Origin of the sequence: Novosphingobium sp. (assembly GCF_036803765.1) — a bacterium.
Taxonomy (GTDB): domain Bacteria; phylum Pseudomonadota; class Alphaproteobacteria; order Sphingomonadales; family Sphingomonadaceae; genus Novosphingobium.
The window spans coordinates 1-18,637 of record NZ_DAIRTS010000042.1 but is presented as its reverse complement, the minus strand read 5'-3'; the positions used below and the strand labels follow the sequence as shown (position 1 = coordinate 18,637).

The window sequence follows — 18,637 nt, the reverse complement described above, 5'->3', positions numbered from 1 at the left end:
CTTCCCGAGCGATCCATTCGCGCAAATCCCGTGCGCCCCGCCCCGAAAAGGAGCGGGGCTGTTGAAAAATGCGCCGCTGGTGGCCGTCATGCCAGAAGCGCAATTTGGAAGGCTGCCAGTCGGCAGTCGCCCAATCGCAGACAGTCGACGCGCCGCAGAGCTATCCTGAAACCCGTCATTTGGAAGCAAGGAGGGCGTCGGCGACCACCCTCATGATACGATCAACGCGAGAGTTGAAAGCCGGTTGATCGCCGACCCAGCCCAGCGCTCCGATCAGCGCGAAAAGGTCAATGCCGTCAAGGTCGGCGCGAGCTTTCCCGTCCGCTTGCGCCTGTATGAGAAGGTTCTCACCTGCTGAGCGCAAATTTGTGCAGGAGGCATGAAGAGCAGAATCGGCATCTTCCAGCGCCGCCGCCATCACAGCGACCACACCATGGTAGCCTTGTACGAAAGCCACGGCATCTCGCAGCCACAGCGTGAGGGCTTCATCGGACGTTTTGGATGACTGAAGATCGGCGGCCTTCTGAGCCAACTCGTCCAAGGTGGATCGCAGCAGAGCCTCTAGGAGCGCCTCTCTGGTCGGGAAGTGCCGGTATAGCGTCGCCAATCCAACCCCGGCCCGCCTTGCAATATCGCGGAGCGACGCATCTGCGCCCCGCTCGGCCACGGCTTCGCGGGCGATGCTCAGCAGGTGGTCGTAGTTCTTGCGTGCATCAGAACGCATAGGACCCTTCTTGACAATCGGAGCACTGCTACGGATATACGTAGCCCTGCTCCGTTTAATGACACCATCTGATCGTTAAGGAAACCCCATGGCTACCACCCTACGCTACAAACCGTTTGGAACCCGTACAGGCTTGCGTGTGTCCGAGCTTGTCCTTGGAACTGCCAACTTCGGCACGGCATGGGGTGGCCACGGTGCCGATCCCGACGAAGCCCGTCGCATCTTCGATGCCTATGCCGATGCAGGCGGCAATTTCCTCGATACCGCCAACGGCTATCAGGAGGGACAGTCCGAGGCGTTCCTGGGCGACCTGCTGACGGGGCGCCGTGACGAATTCGTTCTTTCCACCAAATTCGCCGTGAAAACCGATGCGTCGTCGGGCATCCTTGTCACGGGAAACAGCCGGCAGGCCATGGTGTCGTCGGTGGAAGCCAGTTTGAGGCGGCTCAAGACCGATCGCATCGACTTGTTCTGGGCGCATGTCTCGGACGGAGTTACGCCGCTGGAGGAGATCGTGCGTGGCTTCGATGACCTCACGCGAGCCGGTAAAATTCTTTACGCGGGCCTGTCCAACTTCCCGGCATGGCGGGTCGCGCGGGCAGCGACCATCGCGGAACTGCGGGGCGCGGTGCCGATCGCCGGCATCCAGGTCGAGCACAGCCTTGTGCAGCGTGCAACGGAGCAAGAACTGATCCCGGCTGCCCAGGCGCTCGGGCTCGGTGTCGTCGCCTATTCGCCGCTCGGCGGGGGTGTTCTCACGGGCAAGTACCGCTCCGGCGAAGCGACAGATCGGCGCGACGAGGCCTGGGCCGGTGCCGGATTCCAGCCCGAGAATAGCCCGCAGCGCACCGCGATCATCGACACGTTGATCGACATAGCCAGCGAAGCAGGCGTGACCCCCGGTGAGGTCGCCATTGCCTGGGTTGCCGCCAAGGGGGCGCTGCCGATCATCGGACCGCGCACGCTCGCCCAGCTTGAAACGAACCTGGCTGCCGCAAGTCTCGCCCTAGCGGCCGAGCAGGTCGCTCGGCTTGATGAAGTCAGCGCGTTGCCATTGGCCTACCCTTACACGGTGCTGGAAGACCCGCGCATCCTTGACCTCATCACTGGCGGCAAATTCGACAGGATCGACGTTTCAGCCACCCCGGTAGCATAGGTCTCCACGGCCGCGTGCCCGCCGATGACCGTCTGTATCATGCCGTTGGGTATGAGCAGACGGTCACGGAATGCTCGTTTTCCAAGGGCCGAGCCTCTCTTACGTTTTCGGAGCCATCTCCGATGGCGGCTAACTATGGTTCACCTCCCGAAACCCGCCGGACCGCTCACCACCACTCATTGCCGTTCCGGGCAGCAATCCGGGGGCAATTTCCTAAACGTATATCCGTGCCCGTTTTATGTGACGCCCCCATACCGGTTTGTCCGACCTACGCGTCGTGGGGTCCATGCACGAACGCGGCTGTGGCCGCGATGAAGCGACAGGGCATTTAACGGCCAGTAGGCGATCACTCCTGTCACGCTAGCGTCGGATATTCCCGAAATACCATCGAATTTTGGGAAAGCGCGGGGGCCTCAGTATAGGGTATCCGCAATCCGCTGCGGCAATGCTCGATCGTAGGCGTCGCCATCAATCGCAGCTTGCGACAGCGTTCGCAGGATGGACCCGGCGCTGGGCAGACTATCCCTCGCGACTATGCTCTCCTGCTTCCACAACCCAGCGCGGATCACGGCGCGACTGCACTGAAAGAAGACGCTGTTTACGGTGATGCGAAGAATCGACTTGGGCGGTTGCCCCGCCATCGCGAAACGGGTCAAGTGATCCGGGCTCGCCAGTATCTCGGCGGTGCCGTTGACCCGTAACGTTTCGCCGACGCCCGGCACCATAAACAGCAACGCCACACGCGGATCGCCGATGATGTTCCGCAAGCTGTCGATGCGGTTGTTTCCGCACCGGTCGGGCAGGATGAGAGTTTTGGCGTCCTCGATGTGGACGAATCCCGCTGGGTCGCCGCGTGGGGTAGCGTCCAGTCCGCTCGGCCCCGCCGTTGCCAGAACGGCGAAGGGCGCAGCTTCGATGAAGGGGCGATAGATCGGGTGGATATGATCCACTTCTTTGACGACCGATGGCGGAGCGACGGCACCATACAGCGCCTCTAGGTCTTCCACCGTCCTGATGTGCCCGTCGTGATCCATGCCGATCCTCGCCTCTCTAGCACATGTTTGCTGGCGTGGTCGCGAAGAGCACCGCGATCGACAGCACTTACATCAAGGCCCAACGCGCGGCATTCGGCGGAAAAGGGGGCGCCAGATCCAGGCGATCGGTCGCTCGCGCGGTGGCTGGACCACCAAGATCCACGCGCTCACCGATGTCATCGGTCGTCCCTATGCCCTGATGCTGACGGCCGGCAATGTCAGCGACGTGAAGGCAGCGCCCGCGCTTCTCGAACGGGCTGGTCGAATGCGTTACCTGTTGGCCGACAAGGGCTATGACGCCGACCGGCTGCGCCGTTCGCTCCGTGATGCCGGAGCCGTTCCCGTCATTCCCGGACGGCGGAACCGCAAACGCACGATCCGATACGACAAAGACAGATACCGCGGTCGCCACTTGATCGAGAACGCCTTCTGCCGTCTCAAGGACTTCCGCCGTGTCGCTACCCGCTACGACAAGCTCGCCGCCAACTTCTTGTCAGGCGTCGCCATCGCAACCGCGCTCGCCTTCTGGCTCTGATTGAGTCTCAGCCCTAATCGAAGGTGAGAGGTCCAGAGGTCGCCATCTGATTTTTAGTCGGTTTTCACAGCGCGTGAAGCTTGCCCCCCTTCAGGCGACGCCACACAAACCATAATGCCGCCAGCACGATCGCCCCCAGCAGAACCAAGTCAATCTTGTGAAACAATGCCGACAATCGCGGGTCCGTGCTCCATCGGCTTCCAAGCACTTCCCCGACATAGGCCAAACCTAAGCACCAGGGCAGCGATCCCAGGAACGTGTAGACATGAAAGCGGAGCAACGGCATGCGGGCTATCCCCGCCGGCAGCGCGATAAACGAGCGGATGCCTGGCAACATTCGACCGATCAGAACAGCCGCACCACCAAAGCGCTCGAAAAACCGTTCCGATCGGTCGAGATCCTCTGAGGTGAGCAGGAGCCAGCGTCCGTAACGTTCGACCATGGGGCGGCCGCCGCGGTGCCCCGCCTCATAAGCAAGAGCCGACCCGAGATTGCAGCCGATCGCCCCCGCAATCGCTACCAGCCACAGGTTGAGGCGACCGGTCGAGACCAGATAGCCACTGAACGGCATGATGATTTCAGACGGCAGCGGGATGCAGGCGCTTTCGAGAGCCATCAAGCCGATGATACCGATATATCCGGTCGCAGCGATCGCGGCGATGATCCAGCCCGCCATCATTGCAACCAGGTTGCTGATCGCAGTCATATCGAAATTCCTATGTGCGGATCGCGATCGTCGGGCTTAGACAACCAGGCGAGAGCAGTATCCAGGCTGATCGGATGTGAGAGCGTCACGCCGCAGATATCTGCGACAGTGCAAGTCCGTAGGACAAAATGTCGTATGGCGTCGCCGTGTACGACGTTTGCGTCCGCGACGTGATGGCGCACACGTCAGCGTGATCGCCGGGAAACACGATTGCGAGCTCAAGTTCGGCAGCGGTTCGCACGAGTGAGGATAGACGCTCAGGCTCGTACGAGACAAGAATCACGGCATCGAACACGCTCACGTCAAGGTTGGGGGGCAGGTCGACTGACAAGAATGCGACGATTGCGTCAACGCCCAGCGCCCTTGCCCAATGTTCAAGCCGACGCCGGTGTCGACCATAGCCGATCATCGTCAAGTGATCGCCCAGCTTCCCGCTGAGAGCAAAGGCCCGGATGGCAGTGACATAGCCCCGGCGATCGCCGGCCTTGCCAACGGCGAGGTAGCGCGTCGGCGTGCATGATCGCCGACGCGCGCCATCCGGGCCGTCACCACGTCGCACCGAGCGACGACACGCTTGCGCAGCGAGGTTTGACCCAGTCTGGTCAGTCGGCACAGTTTGGCTTTGAGACGGCGCAGGAACCATGCACTGTTGGCTGCGGCAGTTTTCATCTTGCTTGACGTATCTGCCGGCTCGCTCCGGCTGATCGTGCTCGCAATGTTCGCGCCGATTTCCAAAGAATCGTACCAGCCAGTTCACTTCGGTTCACTCACGCGCAGCGTCCGCGTCCCGAAGGTTCGTGATCCTCCGCCAATCCGTCGGGCGAAAACCTGGGTAACGGTGGCCGTCCAGCCCAAGCCGATTGCCCAGCCAGCTGCAACATCCGTTGGCCAGTGGACGCCAAGGACGATCCGCGACGCACCGATAGCAAACACCAAAAGCATGGCAGCGACGACCACCAGATCCCAGCGACGTCCGCCACCAGCCCCTGCCACAATGGCGATAGCTATCGAGCCATAGACGAAGGCGGAGTCCATGGCGTGCCCACTTGGAAAGCTTGCAGTCTGAACATCCACGAGATGCGAGACTATCATAGGCCTGGGCCGGTTCACCGCCGCCTTGATCGCACTGATGATGACGGCCCCGCCTGCGGTCGTGCCTGCGAGATAGGCGCACCACTGCCAACGCCGCCTTATGGCGCACACTCCGATCGCGACCGCAGTTGCGATCCACAGGGTGGCATTGTCTCCCATCACCGTTACGACGCGCGCAATGGCGACCACCCAACCATGATCGCCGGTGTGCTTGCGCATCCATAGTAGAATGGACGGATCGAAGCCCGTTACGCGGCCCGTAGCGAACAGTGATGCGACGACTAATAAAAGCCCTCCGCCAAACGCAACCAGCGCGGCCTTGGTGAGGATTTGTGCCAGCACCGCAGTCCGGGTCATTCCATAAGGCCCGGTCACGCCGGCTTCACAACCAAGACCTTGAACGTCCCAGGGGTTGCGACCGGGCGGGTGCCAGGCTTGGCTGGCGGACCAAACGACGCTGTCGGCAGGTAGATCGCACCGCTGTCCGGATCGAGCGCCCCCGTCCGGGCACCCCCGGCAGTTTTGATACGCCCCACGCGCTTCACGACGGCGCCTTTGAGAGACAGGATGTCCAACACTCCGTCCTTGCCGCAGGGAATGAACGCCAAGCGACGCTGCGGATCTAAAATGACGGCATCTGGGCCTTCACCTATGTCGACCAGCTGCGAAAGTTTGCGGTTTGAGCCAGTGACGATGGCCGCCTTACCGTTGGCACACGCGGCGATGAGGCGATCCGTTTTCACGTCATAGGCGAGGCCAGATGGCTCGGTGCACCCTGGCAAGGCGATCGGCGCAGCGGCCGTGCCGCGACGGATATCGACGACCTCGATCTCGTTTGCGTCCTCGTCATTGACGAACAGCGTGCCTTTTGGCGTCAGCGCAGCATATTCAAGGCCGGGCTTGAGCTGCACAGTGCGCAGCGTCCGCATCGCTGTCGTGTCGATGATCGATACCGAGCCGGCCTTGGTATCCATGACGAAGCCGGTCTTGCCATCAGCCGAGACGATCGCAGCGTCGGGTTTCTCGCCGACCGCGACACGGCCCAGTTCGCGACCATCGGAGGTTGAGAAAAAACGGACCGAGGCATCGTCGCCGCTTGTAGCCATGAGGCGCCCATCGGGAAGCGGTACGACCGCATGACCATGCGCGATGGTGCCGATCGATCCGACTGCCCGCTCACGTCTGGTGTCGATGACGGTGACCGAGATCGACCGCGCGATGTAGAGGCGGTGATCGACGGGATCGACGCGGGCATAATCCCATCCCCCGCCGTCCGGACCGGAGATCGTAGCCGCGACGCGATACGCTGGCGCCGGCGGGGCAGCCTCCGACGCGGCGAAGGATGTCAGCGCCAGGATGGTAGTCGTCAATACGCTCTTCATCGTGCGCTTCCCTGTTCTGGAATGGCAGGATCATGGTCGGGATGCGGTAGGGTCAGCCGCACGAGGATCGGCATTGCCAAGAGAACGAGCGGGTATTGCAACAGCAGGCCGGCGATGATCGCGATCGCAAGCGGCTGCTGGATGCCTGAGCCCTGACCGATCGCGAGCGCCAGCGGCAGTAGCGTCAAAATCGCCGCCAGCGTCGTCATCGTGATCGGGCGCAGGCGATTGCGGCTTGCCTCGCGCGTCGCGAGGGCGGGCGGCATGGTGTGGCAGAGCTCCTCGAACTCGGAGACGTAGAAGATCGCCATCTCGGTGCCGATGCCGATAATCATCGTCATGCCCATTAGCGCCGTGATGTTTAGGTCGACGCCGGCGAGCCATAGGGCGGTGAACACTGCCGTAGTCGATAGCAGCGAGCAGCCGATGATGATGACGGGCAACCAGAACCGCCGGTACAGCACAAGTAGCAACACCAGCTCGGCGACGAGGGCTGCGCCGAATACTTTGATGAGGCCGGCGAAGGCGATCTGCTGCTGCTGATAGAGGCCGCCCAGCTCGTAGCGGATGCCGGGTGCCAGTACGCCTGGCTGGTCAAGGGCCTTGGTTACGTCGCCAACGGCAGCACCGATCCCACGACCTTGGATACGACCGGTCACGGCCACCATCGGTTCCAAGTTCTCGCGGGCGATCTGTGGCTGGCCGATGACCGCCTCGATGGTGGCGACACGCGATAGCGGAAATACATGGCCATCGGTGGCACGGATGGGCAGTTGCGCGAGCCCGGTCTGGCTGATCGTCATCGCTTGGGGTAGCCGGACGCGCACGTCGATGGCCTTGTCTGGTCGGGCAAGGGTTGTGGCGACTGTGCCGCTCAGAGCGGTAGACAGCTGTGCCTCGACGTCTGAGGGCGCGACCCCTTCCACGCCGGCGCGGACAGGGTCCACGCGGACATCGAGCGCGTCACCAGCTAGTTGAACGCCGTCCTTCACCTCAACGACGCCGTCAATCTTCCCGATTAGGGCTGCGACCTTCTTCGCCTGGGCATCAAGCACGGTCGGGTCGGACGAATAGAGCTTGACCTCGATTGGCTGCGGGACGGCGGTCAGATCGCCGATCAGATCCTCAATGAGCTGAGCGACTTCGACTTGGACGCCCGGCACCTTGACCCCGATTTCGTCGGCGACGGCGGCAGCTACGTCCTCGGTTGGCCGGCTGTGGTTCGGCTTTAGCCGGACGAAATAGTCGCCGTGATAGCTCTGGCCGAGATCGCCACCGAGGCCGGTGCCGAGCCGCCGCGAGAAGGTCAGCACCTCTGGATTGGCTCGAAGCAGTTGGTCGATCTGACCGACCTGACGCCCGCTTTCGTCAAGCGAGGTGCCGGGGGCGGTGTAGTAATCCATGACGAAGCCGCCTTCATCGACCTTCGGCATGAAGCCCGTCGGCACCTTCGAATAGCCGACATATCCAATTATAAGCAGCGGCACGAAGATGACGCCGAGCAGCCAAGGGCGGGCCGACAGACGGTTCAGGCCCTTGTCGTGGATCACCGCAAGGCGCCCTTCGCCGGCGACACCGGGGTCTCGCCAAGTGCGGAAATCTACCAACCAGCGCACGAGGACGGGCACCACAAAGGCGGTCATTGCCCAGGAAATGGCGAGTGCTACCGCCATCGTCACCGACAGCGCCTTGGAGAAGGCGCCGGTCACGCCGGTCAGGAATGAAAGCGGAACGAAGACGATCAGCGTCGCAAGGCTCGACCCGGTCAGCGGGGCCATGAACTCGCGCGCGGCCGGGATGACTGCGGCATCGCCGGCCACGTTGCCGTCCGGCCGCGTCTCGCCGGCGCGTCGGGCGATGTGCTCGACCATGACGATGACGTCGTCGATCAGCAGTCCCACGGCTGCGGCGATTCCGCCGAGGGTCATGATGTTGAAGCTCATGCCGAGCATGCTCAGCACCAGCACTGTCGCCGCCAGCGTGGCCGGCACGACGATCACCGCGACGAGTGTCACACGCCAGCTGCGCAGAAAGAGAAGCAGCACCAGTGCTGCCAGCACAAGGCCGATCAGCACCGCATCGCGGACACTCGCGACCGACTGGGTGACCAGTTCGCTCTGATCGTACCAATTGACCAGCTTGACCCCGGCAGGCAGCTTCACGCCCGCCAGCTTCGCCTGCACTTGCCGGGCGATCTGCACCGCATTGCCGTCGGGCTGCTCATAGATATTGAACAGGACGGCGGGCTTTCCATCCTCGACGATCCGCTGCCAGACGGGCACCGCGCCATTCTGCACGGTCGCGACGTCCCGCACCCGCACGACGCCCGCCGGTGCCGCCTTGACCACGATGTCGCCGATCTGCGCGGCACTGGCGACGCTGCGGTCAGCAATGACGAGCGACAGGCGTCCCCGATCCTGGACCTGGCCCACAGCGCTCAGCACGTTGCCGTTACGGATAGCCGTTGCCAGATCAGTCATCGCGAGGCCGTAACTCGCGAGCCGCTGGGGATCGGCGAGCACCTCGACCTCCGCCGTGTCACCGCCCTGAACGCCAACGCGGGCAAGACCAGTGATCGAGGAAAGCAGCGGCGTGATCTGGTATCGCGCAAAATCCTGCAGCTGTGCTGGATCAGCACGGTCGGAAACGAGCGCGTAGGATATGATCGGGAAGACAGTCGGGTCCATGCGCCGCACATTGTATTGCGTTCCGGCAGGCAATGACGGCAGGATGCGGCCAACTGCGGTATCGACCAGCAGCGTACTCGCGATCATGTCGCGCCCCCAACCGAAGTCGATCGAGATTTGCGCTGTGCCTCGCGCCGTCTCGGAGCGGACGTTATTGACCCCGGGAATGGCGCGGATCGCCTCCTCGACGGGGCGGGTGACGGTCAGTGCGGTCTGATCGGCAGGACGGCTCCCCGAGTCCAGATCGACCACGACGCGGGGGAACGACACTTGCGGGAACAGACCGATCGGTAGCGACAATGCCGAGACGATGCCTGCGAGCGCCAAGGCCAAACCGACAAGAACGAACGCACGTGATTGGGTGCGGAGAAGCCGCTCGAGCATCACCGGCTCCGGACGGCGTCGCCGTCGTTGACCTGATAGGCGCCCGCGACGATCAGCGGGCGGCGTGGTGACAGGGCACCATCAACCACGTCGCCGGCGTCGGATGCCAGTTTGACGGCGACTGGCACCGCTTTCGCCTTGCCGCCCTGGATTTGGAAAATTCTCGGGTTGCCGCCGGCGGTGACGACGGCTGCATGCGGTACGACCCATCCGGTGACCTCGCCCGTTCGGATGTCGACCTGCATCGGTTCGCCCGGCAGAAGTGCTCCCGCCGGGAATGACAGGTCGACGTCCACCATCTTGGTTACGGCATTCAGCGCGCCGTCGACGCGGACGACATTGCCTTCGAGTGTGCCGCCCCCGGACAGGCGCTTCAGCGACGCGCTCTGGCCGATGGCGACGGTGCCACGCTGCGAGGGATTAATTCCGACGGTAACCACGACCCCGCCCGATCGCGCAACGGTCAGGATTGTTGCACCCGCAGCGGTACGGTCGCCTTGGGCAACGGCGACGGCTGTGATGACGCCCGCAAACGGCGCCATGATAGTATGGGTCGGGGATCCGGCCCCCTCTGCTCGGAGTGCGGCAAGCGACGTTCGTGCATCGGACACCGCCTTGTCGGCCTGAACTAGCTGATCGGTCGTAGCGAGTTGCTGGGTGAGTAATTGCGCGGTGCTGGCGCGCGCTTTCTGCGCGGCCGCCAAGGCACTCACCGCTTGCTCATAGGCGCTACGCGCAGTCGGCGCGGTGACGAACGTCGCCAGCGGTTGCCCAGCCTTTATCGCGCTGCCGGGGGAAACGAACAGCCGCGTAACCTGACCAGGCTGCGCCTCGTTGAAAGTGCGGGTGCCGATTTCGGACGGTGCCACGGAGCCATAGGCTGTGACGACGGCGGGCAATGCCCCCTGCCGGGGCGCGACGGTGCTGACGAGTACGCTGGGCGTCGATGTCGCGCCTGGATCGGGCGTAGTCGAAGTTCCGCTGCATGCAGCGATCGGTAGCAGGAGGAGGAAAGCCAAGATCCTTGGATAAATCTGGGTCATCGAACCAGCCCCGCTTGTTCAACCGGAAGTTCGACAGCCGGCAAGCCATCGCCGACCAAAGTCTGGATGGCGATCTGTCGATCGAACAGCGCGAGTTCCAGGGTCATGATCTCCTCTTCCTTGGCGAAGCGATTGGAGACGAGGTCGACATAGCCCCGTTCATCGATATTGGAGGCGCCGAACGCCGCCTGCGCCCGGGCAGCAGCGGAACGGGCGGCGGGCAAATCGCGGCGCGCGACCGTCAGTTGCGCGGCCAGCTGTTCATATTCCTGAAGCAGCGCTCCGACCGTGCCGATAGCGGCCGCGAGACGCGCCGAATAATCGGCATGAAGCTGCGCGCGGGTCGCGTGGGCGATCGCGACGTTGCCTTGGTTACGATCGAAGATGGGGAGGCCGACCTGTACATTCGGGCCGCCATTAATGACCCTGGAATTGTCGCTGGAAACGGACCCGCCAAGGATCAGGTCAGGAAATTGCGACAGGATAGCGACACGCAGCTGTTCGTCCGCCGCAGCATAGCCAAGGCGCAGCGCCAGAAGATCGGGGCGGCGATCCGGCAGCGTCGCCAGCCCTTCACGAATGACGGCGGGCGAGAATGACGGGAGGTCAGGTGCGTCGGCGAGTGGCACAACGGCATCAGGCCTTAGCCCCAGCAAGGCATTCAGCTGATGACGCTGCGACAGTAACGTCTGGTCGAGCGCATTGAGTGACGTACGTGCCGCTTGGAGCGCGACGCGGTCCGGAGCGACGGTGACAAGCGTCACGGTGCGGGCAGCGAGCGCGCGTTCGAGTTTCCCGTTCCGATCAGATAAAAGATTGAAGGCGGCAACGTAGGTCGGGCGACTTCGGGTGCCGACGATTATATCGGTGGCAAGCTGCCGCGCCTGTCCGGCGATCTGCCATTCCTGCCACACGATATCCGCCGCCACTTGCCCCGTACTGGCCATCGCCGCGCGGCGTCGGGCACGATAGGTGATGAGGCTCTTGATATCTTGCGCCAACCCGAGGTTCCAGGCCGGGACGCTGCCCGCTCCTGAAAGCAGTGGAAGGAAGGCGCCGGATAGAGATGGGTTGGCAATGATCGCAGCCTGCGTGGCCTGCCCCTGAGCAATCCCACGTTTCAGACGCGCCGCGCGCAAATCCGGGTTATTTGCCAGCGCTAACATGACCACATCGCTGACTATAAGGGGCGTCTTGGACGGGGTGACGTTTGCACCGCCCTGTAGTGCGCCGATAGCGGGCACAAGCGGAGTTTCCTTGGTCAACGGAAGAGGAGTGTAGTGCGCACACCCCGCCAGCAACGTTGCAAGCAGAGCGGATTGGACGCCCCTCATCGTTCTTCCGACCACCATGCCTCCATCATGCCTTCAGGCCGGCATCGGTCGTCACCATGCCGGCCAATCCCTGTCGTTCAATCCGGATTTTTGCCTTCCGCAACATTTTCGAGAACCGCGCCAGTTCGCGCATCGACCCCAACTTCATAGGGCTTGCCGTGGCTGGTGATATCGAAAGAATAGCGCAGGCCGCTGCCGCCCTTCTCCTTTTCCAGCTCCTGATCGGTGATTGCGCCGGGACGCACCTTCAGAGCGGTCTGACGCGCCATAGAGAGAGAAACCTTGGCCTGAGCAGCGTATTGGCTTCCCTTCATCTTCGCCGGCGCAGCGACAGCCGTGCCGCTGACCGCCGCAACGCTCAGCAGGCCCAGCATCAAACGCGTACAATGCATGACACAACTCCAGAGGGCGGGTTGCCCTGCCCTCTGACTACGGGAGGCAAGCTTCGTCGCCGATGGGGGGAAGATTGATTATGCCCAACTTGCTGCACCGGTCAGCATAGGGGATGATCGCTCAATGAAGCTCTTGCTGCTCGAAGACGATGATGGGACACGGGAAGATCTACAACGCGTCCTGAAGGACGCAGGCCATGTGGTCGACGCCTGCACGACCGGCCAAGACGCGATCTTTCTGGCGTCTTCCGGCGATTACGCTGTTCTGATCCTCGACCGGATGGTGCCCGGCATCGCAGGCCTGCCGGCGCTAAAGGCAATACGGGCGGCCGGGATACGGACGCCTGCCCTCTTCCTGACTGCCATGAACGGCGTCGAGGACCGGGTCGAAGGACTGGAATCGGGCGCCGACGACTATCTGGCAAAACCCTTCGCGGCGACCGAGCTGCTTGCCCGGATCAATGCTCTGGCCCGCCGTCCCCCCATCTCTGAGGTTGCGGCTACGATCACGGTCGGCGACCTCGTGCTGGATCGCATCCGCCGGAGCGTCACACGTGCGGGGCAAAGGGTGGAATTGCAGTCGCAGGAGTTGAAGCTACTCGAATATCTTATGCTGCACGCAGGCGAGGTAGTGACGCGCACGATGCTGCTCGAAAATGTCTGGTCGTTTCACTTCGACCCCAAGACCAACGTGATCGAGAGCCACATGAGTCGGTTGCGCGCCAAGGTGGATCGGGGTTTTGGACGTGAGCTGATCCAGACAATACGAGGGGCCGGCTACCGGATCGATGCAGGCTAGATCGCTCATGCTCGCCGCCTTTAGAAGTGCGGCCTTTCGTTTCGCCCTGATGCTGGCGGTCGTTGTCGCCCTCGGCGCTGGTGCCCTGTTGCTCGTAGTCGAGCGGCAGATGGGCTATTATGCCCAGGAAGCGAGCGACGGAATGCTTCGTGCAGAAGCGTCGGTTCTGGCGTCCGAATATGCCGAATTGGGGCTGTCAGGACTGACGGACGCGATTGCACGACACCGAGGCAGCGACGTCGATCCTCCGTACAGATACCTCCTTATCGACGGAACAGGCCACCGCCTGGCAGGCGATCTTCCTCTTCGTGCCGCGCAGGACGATCAGGGCGTCGTGACGGTGCCGGAGGATTTTGACGGGAGCCGGCGCTTTGAACATCTCGCGGCGCGACAAACTCGGCTGCCCAATGGGTTGATGCTTGTCGTCGCGACGGACAGCTTCGACGTCCTGCAGCTGCGACATAGGCTCGAACGCTTTACGATTTGGAGCGGCCTCGCCATCGCGACTTTCGCGCTGATCGGAGGCTATCTGGTCGGACGCATTTTCCTGCGTCGACTGGCGACGGTCAATCGGACCATTGATCGGATCGTGGATGGCGAACGCGCCGAACGGCTCCCGCCGATTGGTTTCGGCCCTGAGTTCGACGATCTGATCCGCAATCTCAATCGTATGCTCGACCGGAACGCTGCTGCGATGGATGCCCTGCGACAGGTATCCACAGACATCGCACATGATCTCCGCACGCCGCTCACCCGCCTTCATCAACGCCTGGAACGCATGCAGGCGGCCAGCATAGGCGATCTCGAAAATATCGATGCGGCAGTGGAGCAGACCAACGGACTGCTTGCAACGTTTGAAGCCCTGTTGCGTATCGGTTCGATCGAGGGGGGAGTCGGTCGACGACGTTTCGCGCTCGTCGACCTGTCCGAATTGCTCGATCGCATCCATGCTGCCTATGCACCAGTCGTCGAGGACTCAGGCCAGACCTTCATCGCTCAACATCCAGCAGGGGTCGCGGTGTTCGGGGACGTAGACCTCCTCGCTCAGCTGTTTACCAACCTGATCGAAAACGCGATCGTCCACACCCCGAGCGGTACACGTATCATCTCCTGCCTCAAGGTGGATGGCACCCAAGCCATCGTCGATATTTGCGACACCGGGCCAGGGATACCGCCCGAGGAACGGGAAAAGGTCTTTCGACGCTTCTACAGGCGGGATGCCAGTCGCAACACGGAAGGTGCGGGGCTGGGCTTGGCGCTCGTAGCGGCTATCGCCAATCTGCATCAGGCGGACTGCATCATCCCTGAAAGCGTGGAAGGCTTGTGCGTTCGTCTCGTGTTTCGCCTGCCGTCCGTCGACACTCAGGTAACGGACGCCCCATAGCACCAGGGTTTGGCGTGATCGCCAATGCCCGGCCGGTCCGCTGCGTAGCCGCGGCCCGTGAGCGGCACGAACATCGCCCAGCCGAGTGAGCAGGCGACGACGCTTCCATCAGCCTGCTTCGTGAAGACCTCCAGCCGCTCGGTGGCCGTGGACGGACCGATCGGCATCACCAGCCTCCCGCCGGTTCGCAACTGGTCAAGCAGGGGCGTCGGGACGGATGCAGACCCGGCAGTGACCATGACCGCATCGAACGGTGCCCGCTCGGGCCACCCAGCGAAGCCATCTCCGACACGCACCCGAACCCGTCGATAGCCGTGTCGGCGCAAGGTTGCGGCTGCCTTGCGTGCCAGTTGTGGGACGATTTCAATCGTCGATACATCTGCGCCCAGTTCGGCAAGAATGGCAGCCTGATAGCCGGAGCCGGTTCCGATCTCCAGCACACGGGACCCCCGTCCCACTCGGCTCGCTGCCGTCATGATTGCCATTATGTAGGGATCGGAAATCGTCTGCTGCCATCCGATCTCCAGCGGCGCCCCTACATAGGCTTGTGTTTTCGCGGCGCGGGGCACGAAGTCTTCGCGCGGGAGATTTGCCTCCACCGCAACTGCCGCTTGAAAAGTGGGATCCGCCCGCAGCAGCGGAACGTCAGCCGCTGCTGCCTTGATAGAGGCAATCATTCGTGCACGCTCACCAGTTCGATCTGACACTGGAGAACCCAAAGCTACCGCGGCGCCCATCAGACAGGCTGTACCTAATCCCAGATAGATACCTTTACGCACGCTATCGTGCCTCCGTCGGCGACCCGTGATCGATGGTTGGTGTGGTGGGGGAGCGGTGTCGGGTATTGGATGCGTGCTAACACCTACGAGGTTACGCCAAGATCGCAGGAACTATGCGATTCACCAATATTCCGAGGAAGCTCCAATCAGTGACTTGAGGCCATCACCCGACGTATTCCCGATTGGGAACCTCCAACGGGACGACCGGCACCGGCACAAAAACGCGCCCTATCCTCGCCGGGGCTTTCCCAAAATATGTTCCCGAAATATGAGTCCCGAAATTCGCTGTTTGAGATGGGATAACGGGACTCATGCTGGTTGGTTATGCGCGTGTCTCGACCTCCGACCAGGACCTGACGCTACAAACCGATGCGCTGACCAAGGCCGGCTGCGAAAAGCTGTTCACCGACAAGGTGAGCGGCGCGAAGCTGAACAGGCCCGGTCTGACCGAAGCCCTCAATTTCGTGCGGGCCGGTGACACGCTGGTGATATGGAAGCTCGATCGCCTTGGCCGATCGATCGGGGGCCTGATCGAACTGGCGGCGGACTTGTCCGCTCGCAAGATTGATTTCCGATCGCTGACGGACGGGTTCGACACGGCGACCCCATCGGGCCGGCTGCTGTTCCATATCCTTGCTTCCGTCGCGGAGATGGAGCGCGAACTGATAAAGGAACGGACGATCGCCGGATTGGCAGCGGCACGGGCAAAGGGCGGCACGGGCGGAGGCCGCAAGTCGGTCATGACGCCCGACATGCTTGACACCGCCCGTAAGCTGCTCAAGGCCGGCGACAAACCGGCGAAGGTCGCGAAGCTGCTACAGGTCGGCCGTTCCACCTTCTATCGCCACTTCCCTGCGGCCGAGCGCGAACCCGGCTAACCAGCGTCAGAAGATCGTCGCGTAGTAGGATTGCTCGAACCGGCCCCGGCTGATCCGGGCCATGTGGTCGATCCGTTCCGGCACCGGGGGCGGACGGCGGGTACGGGCCGGTCGTGCGGCGGGGCGGGCCAGCAGCACGAGATTGGCAATGGCCGCGCCCAACAGAAACTCTTCCTCGGCACCGCGCAGGCCGCGAAGGTGCAGCCGGGTCAGCCCCCGCTTACCCTTCGCATCGGCAAACACCCGCTCGACGCCCCGACGCAACCGCATCGACCGCTTGAATAGCGGCGTCTGCATCTCGCCGCGTACCAGCTCGCGCACGTCCTCATACTCGCTGTGCGTGACCGACCTGTTGCTGCCTGTGGTGCATTTCCGTTTGAGGTGGCAGGCCCGGCAATCGGCAGGGCTGGCGCTGTATCGGAGAAAGCCGGTCCGACGATCGGCACCCCGAAAGGGCAGTATCTTGCCAGCAGGACAGACATAGCGGTCCTGCTCGCGCTCATAGCGGAAGGCTTCACGAGGGAACTTGCCCTTGGTTTGCTCGGAGCGTTCCAGCACCGGGATATGCGGAATGGTGCCGCGATCGTTGACGAACGCCAGGAACGCGGCGCTGCCATAGGCGGTGTCGGCCGCGACGCGCTTTGGCTGGTAGCCGAACCGATTATCGGCCCGTGCCAGCATGGTCCGCCCCGCATCGACTTCCGCCGCGAAGCGTGCAGGACTGGCCTCCACGTCAATCGCCACCCCTCCCGGCGTGTCAATCAGGACATTGAAGGCATAGCCGAACCGGCCCCGCGCCGTGCGCGCCGACCACGCCGACGCCGGATCGGTGCGTGACACCTCGGCCGGCTTGCCACGCGGTACGCCATGTTCCTGCGGTGGAGCATTGGCCTGATCCGCCAGCCATTCACAAACCGGGCGGGGAAGCCGGGGCGCGGCCATGTCGGCGTGCCGCATCTTGCGCTGCCAGCTTGCATCAGCCGCGACGAACGATGCGTCGATTGCGGCATCCTTGTGGGCGATCAGCCCCGCGTCGGCGCAGCGCCGCACCGTCTGCTCGAACAGGATGCGGAAAATGCCGGCATCGCGGAAGCGGCCATGCCGGTTCTTGCTGAACGTCGAATGGTGCGGCACCCGCGCGTCGAGCGGCAATCGGCAGAACCAGCGATAAGCGAGGTTGAAGCGGACTTCCTCGCACAGACGGCGCTCCGACGTGATGCCATAGAGGCGAGCGATCAGCGACATGCGGATCAGCAGTTCGGGCGCGATCGAGGGACGCCCACGGCGACTGTAGTGCGGGGCGAGCGCATCGCGCAGTTCACCCAGGTCGATCAGCCCGTCTATCCTGCGTAGGATGTGATCGGCGGGGATCATCGCTCCCAGCGCCCGCCAACTTGCGCCCTTGCCGCCTCGCTGTTGCTCACCCATCATGGCCGCTGCTCCCGATGTGTCGAAGCAGGGAACCCGTTAGGAACGCGATCGGATCACCCGGCTTTTTTCAACAGCCCCGAGCGATAGCCGTAGATTCGGCGAAGGTCCGCCAGATGCTCGTGCCGGGTCTCCTCGCGCGCGGCATAGAGGAGTAGATCGTCGCTGGTCAGGCCGAGCTGGGCCGCGATGAAATCCGATACCTGCGCCGGGATCAACTCGCCAGGAGCGAGCACCCGGCCCGGGTAGCGCAGGACGCACAGTTGCAGCGCGAAGCCAAAACGATTGTGGGCGCGCCGGCGCTGGCGGATATGCCCGAGATCCTCATCGCTGAGGGTATAGTGCCGCAGCAGCTCACCTTGATCGACCGGCAAGTGAAGCAGCGCCTCGCGCTGTCGATCGGTCAGGGTCACGCGACGCGGCATACATGCTCCTTATTCTTTCCGAGCTACGGTTTGAGATAGCTTGATTGAGATGCTGGTTAAGATACACAATAGCCCAATCTTATGTGCTCATGTTCGTCACCGCCTCAAACCTTCGTTTGTGATCCATGCTGATCGGCTACGCCCGCGTGTCCAAAGCCGACGGCTCGCAGTCGCTCGACCTGCAGCACGATGCCCTTCGCGCTGCCGGTGTCGAGCCAGGCAATATCTATGATGATCGTGCATCCGGTAGCCGTGATGATCGCCCCGGTCTTGCCGCCTGCCTGAAATCGTTGCGCGACGGCGATGTCCTCATCGTTTGGAAGCTCGACCGGCTCGGCCGAACGCTCACCCACCTGGTCAGCACGGTGCAGAATCTGTCGGATCGCGGTATCGGTCTGCGGGTGCTCACCGGCAAGGGCGCGCAGATCGACACCACGACGCCATCGGGCCGGATGGTGTTCGGCATTTTTGCCAC

General features: G+C 62.8%; 18 protein-coding genes and 2 pseudogenes. 7 read left to right on the top strand and 13 right to left on the bottom strand.

Translation table 11 applies throughout. The features are described from left to right. Nucleotides 1-175 precede the first annotated feature (175 nt). On the bottom strand, nt 176-724 hold the full coding sequence (locus V7Q48_RS17580; protein ID WP_333840422.1) for a TetR/AcrR family transcriptional regulator: 549 nt from the start codon (nt 722-724) through the stop codon (nt 176-178). Nucleotides 725-812: 88 nt separating this feature from the next. On the opposite strand from V7Q48_RS17580, the gene V7Q48_RS17575 reads away from it, so the two are divergent. After that, nucleotides 813-1,880 carry an aldo/keto reductase gene (locus tag V7Q48_RS17575; RefSeq protein WP_333840420.1) on the top strand — a complete coding sequence of 356 codons (1,068 nt, stop codon included), beginning with the start codon at nt 813-815 and terminating at the stop codon, nt 1,878-1,880. Nucleotides 1,881-2,293: 413 nt separating this feature from the next. Here V7Q48_RS17575 and V7Q48_RS17570 read toward each other — a convergent pair whose 3' ends face one another. Further along, on the bottom strand, nt 2,294-2,914 hold the full coding sequence (locus V7Q48_RS17570; RefSeq protein WP_333840418.1) for a pyridoxamine 5'-phosphate oxidase family protein: 621 nt from the start codon (nt 2,912-2,914) through the stop codon (nt 2,294-2,296). A gap of 29 nt (nt 2,915-2,943) precedes the next feature. Here V7Q48_RS17570 and V7Q48_RS17565 point away from each other — a divergent pair. After that, nucleotides 2,944-3,449: pseudogene (locus tag V7Q48_RS17565) on the top strand (IS5 family transposase); the annotation flags it as partial. 64 nt (nt 3,450-3,513) lie between these two features. Here V7Q48_RS17565 and V7Q48_RS17560 read toward each other — a convergent pair. Together V7Q48_RS17560 and V7Q48_RS17555 are read right to left on the bottom strand one after the other, a co-directional pair. Further along, nucleotides 3,514-4,155 (bottom strand): DedA family protein, encoded by a 642-nt coding sequence (locus tag V7Q48_RS17560; RefSeq protein WP_333840416.1) that lies wholly within the window; start codon nt 4,153-4,155, stop codon nt 3,514-3,516. An 85-nt stretch (nt 4,156-4,240) separates the two neighbouring features. Next, nucleotides 4,241-4,564: a hypothetical protein gene (locus V7Q48_RS17555; RefSeq protein ID WP_333840414.1), complete on the bottom strand. Its 324-nt coding sequence runs from the start codon at nt 4,562-4,564 to the stop codon at nt 4,241-4,243. Nucleotides 4,565-4,671: 107 nt separating this feature from the next. On the opposite strand from V7Q48_RS17555, the gene V7Q48_RS17550 reads away from it, so the two are divergent. Next, entirely contained in the window at nt 4,672-4,833 is a 162-nt protein-coding gene (locus V7Q48_RS17550; protein ID WP_333840412.1) for a hypothetical protein, read from the top strand. A gap of 75 nt (nt 4,834-4,908) precedes the next feature. Here the strand turns inward: V7Q48_RS17550 and V7Q48_RS17545 are convergent, their stop codons facing one another. The 6 genes from V7Q48_RS17545 to V7Q48_RS17520 all read right to left on the bottom strand — a co-directional run bounded on the left by V7Q48_RS17545 (nt 4,909) and on the right by V7Q48_RS17520 (nt 12,451). Further along, the gene (locus tag V7Q48_RS17545; protein ID WP_333840410.1) at nt 4,909-5,604 is read right to left on the bottom strand and encodes a phosphatase PAP2 family protein; all 696 of its coding nucleotides are present in this window, start codon (nt 5,602-5,604) and stop codon (nt 4,909-4,911) included. 14 nt (nt 5,605-5,618) lie between these two features. After that, nucleotides 5,619-6,629, bottom strand: a complete 1,011-nt coding sequence (locus V7Q48_RS17540) for a YncE family protein (protein ID WP_333840408.1) — start codon at nt 6,627-6,629, stop codon at nt 5,619-5,621. Then, on the bottom strand, nt 6,626-9,700 hold the full coding sequence (locus tag V7Q48_RS17535; protein ID WP_333840406.1) for an efflux RND transporter permease subunit: 3,075 nt from the start codon (nt 9,698-9,700) through the stop codon (nt 6,626-6,628). The genes V7Q48_RS17540 and V7Q48_RS17535 overlap by 4 nt, the downstream gene beginning before the upstream one ends. Then, nucleotides 9,700-10,743 (bottom strand): efflux RND transporter periplasmic adaptor subunit, encoded by a 1,044-nt coding sequence (locus tag V7Q48_RS17530; RefSeq protein WP_333840404.1) that lies wholly within the window; start codon nt 10,741-10,743, stop codon nt 9,700-9,702. The genes V7Q48_RS17535 and V7Q48_RS17530 overlap by 1 nt, the downstream gene beginning before the upstream one ends. Next, nucleotides 10,740-12,008, bottom strand: a complete 1,269-nt coding sequence (locus V7Q48_RS17525; RefSeq protein WP_333840402.1) for a TolC family protein — start codon at nt 12,006-12,008, stop codon at nt 10,740-10,742. Before V7Q48_RS17525 ends, V7Q48_RS17530 begins: the two co-directional genes overlap by 4 nt. 146 nt (nt 12,009-12,154) lie before the next feature. Next, nucleotides 12,155-12,451, bottom strand: coding sequence for a PepSY domain-containing protein (locus V7Q48_RS17520; protein ID WP_333840400.1), 297 nt, complete (start codon nt 12,449-12,451; stop codon nt 12,155-12,157). Nucleotides 12,452-12,593: 142 nt separating this feature from the next. On the opposite strand from V7Q48_RS17520, the gene V7Q48_RS17515 reads away from it, so the two are divergent. Together V7Q48_RS17515 and V7Q48_RS17510 are read left to right on the top strand one after the other, a co-directional pair. Further along, on the top strand, nt 12,594-13,268 hold the full coding sequence (locus V7Q48_RS17515) for a response regulator transcription factor (protein ID WP_333840398.1): 675 nt from the start codon (nt 12,594-12,596) through the stop codon (nt 13,266-13,268). Between the two features lie 7 nt (nt 13,269-13,275). After that, nucleotides 13,276-14,652, top strand: coding sequence for a sensor histidine kinase (locus V7Q48_RS17510; RefSeq protein ID WP_333840396.1), 1,377 nt, complete (start codon nt 13,276-13,278; stop codon nt 14,650-14,652). Here the strand turns inward: V7Q48_RS17510 and V7Q48_RS17505 are convergent. After that, nucleotides 14,631-15,329: a protein-L-isoaspartate(D-aspartate) O-methyltransferase gene (locus V7Q48_RS17505; protein ID WP_333840394.1), complete on the bottom strand. Its 699-nt coding sequence runs from the start codon at nt 15,327-15,329 to the stop codon at nt 14,631-14,633. The genes V7Q48_RS17510 and V7Q48_RS17505 overlap by 22 nt on opposite strands. A 413-nt stretch (nt 15,330-15,742) precedes the next feature. Between V7Q48_RS17505 and V7Q48_RS17500 the strand changes: the two genes are divergently transcribed. After that, entirely contained in the window at nt 15,743-16,309 is a 567-nt protein-coding gene (locus V7Q48_RS17500; protein WP_004212894.1) for a recombinase family protein, read from the top strand. A 6-nt stretch (nt 16,310-16,315) separates the two neighbouring features. Here the strand turns inward: V7Q48_RS17500 and V7Q48_RS17495 are convergent, their stop codons facing one another. Together V7Q48_RS17495 and V7Q48_RS17490 are read right to left on the bottom strand one after the other, a co-directional pair. Further along, the gene (locus V7Q48_RS17495; protein WP_442947159.1) at nt 16,316-17,740 is read right to left on the bottom strand and encodes a transposase; all 1,425 of its coding nucleotides are present in this window, start codon (nt 17,738-17,740) and stop codon (nt 16,316-16,318) included. An 80-nt stretch (nt 17,741-17,820) separates the two neighbouring features. Next, nucleotides 17,821-18,162 (bottom strand): annotated as a pseudogene (locus V7Q48_RS17490) (DUF4158 domain-containing protein); the annotation flags it as partial. 125 nt (nt 18,163-18,287) lie between these two features. On the opposite strand from V7Q48_RS17490, the gene V7Q48_RS17485 reads away from it, so the two are divergent. Beyond that, on the top strand, nt 18,288-18,637 hold a 350-nt coding region (locus tag V7Q48_RS17485; protein WP_333840381.1), incomplete at its 3' end, for a recombinase family protein.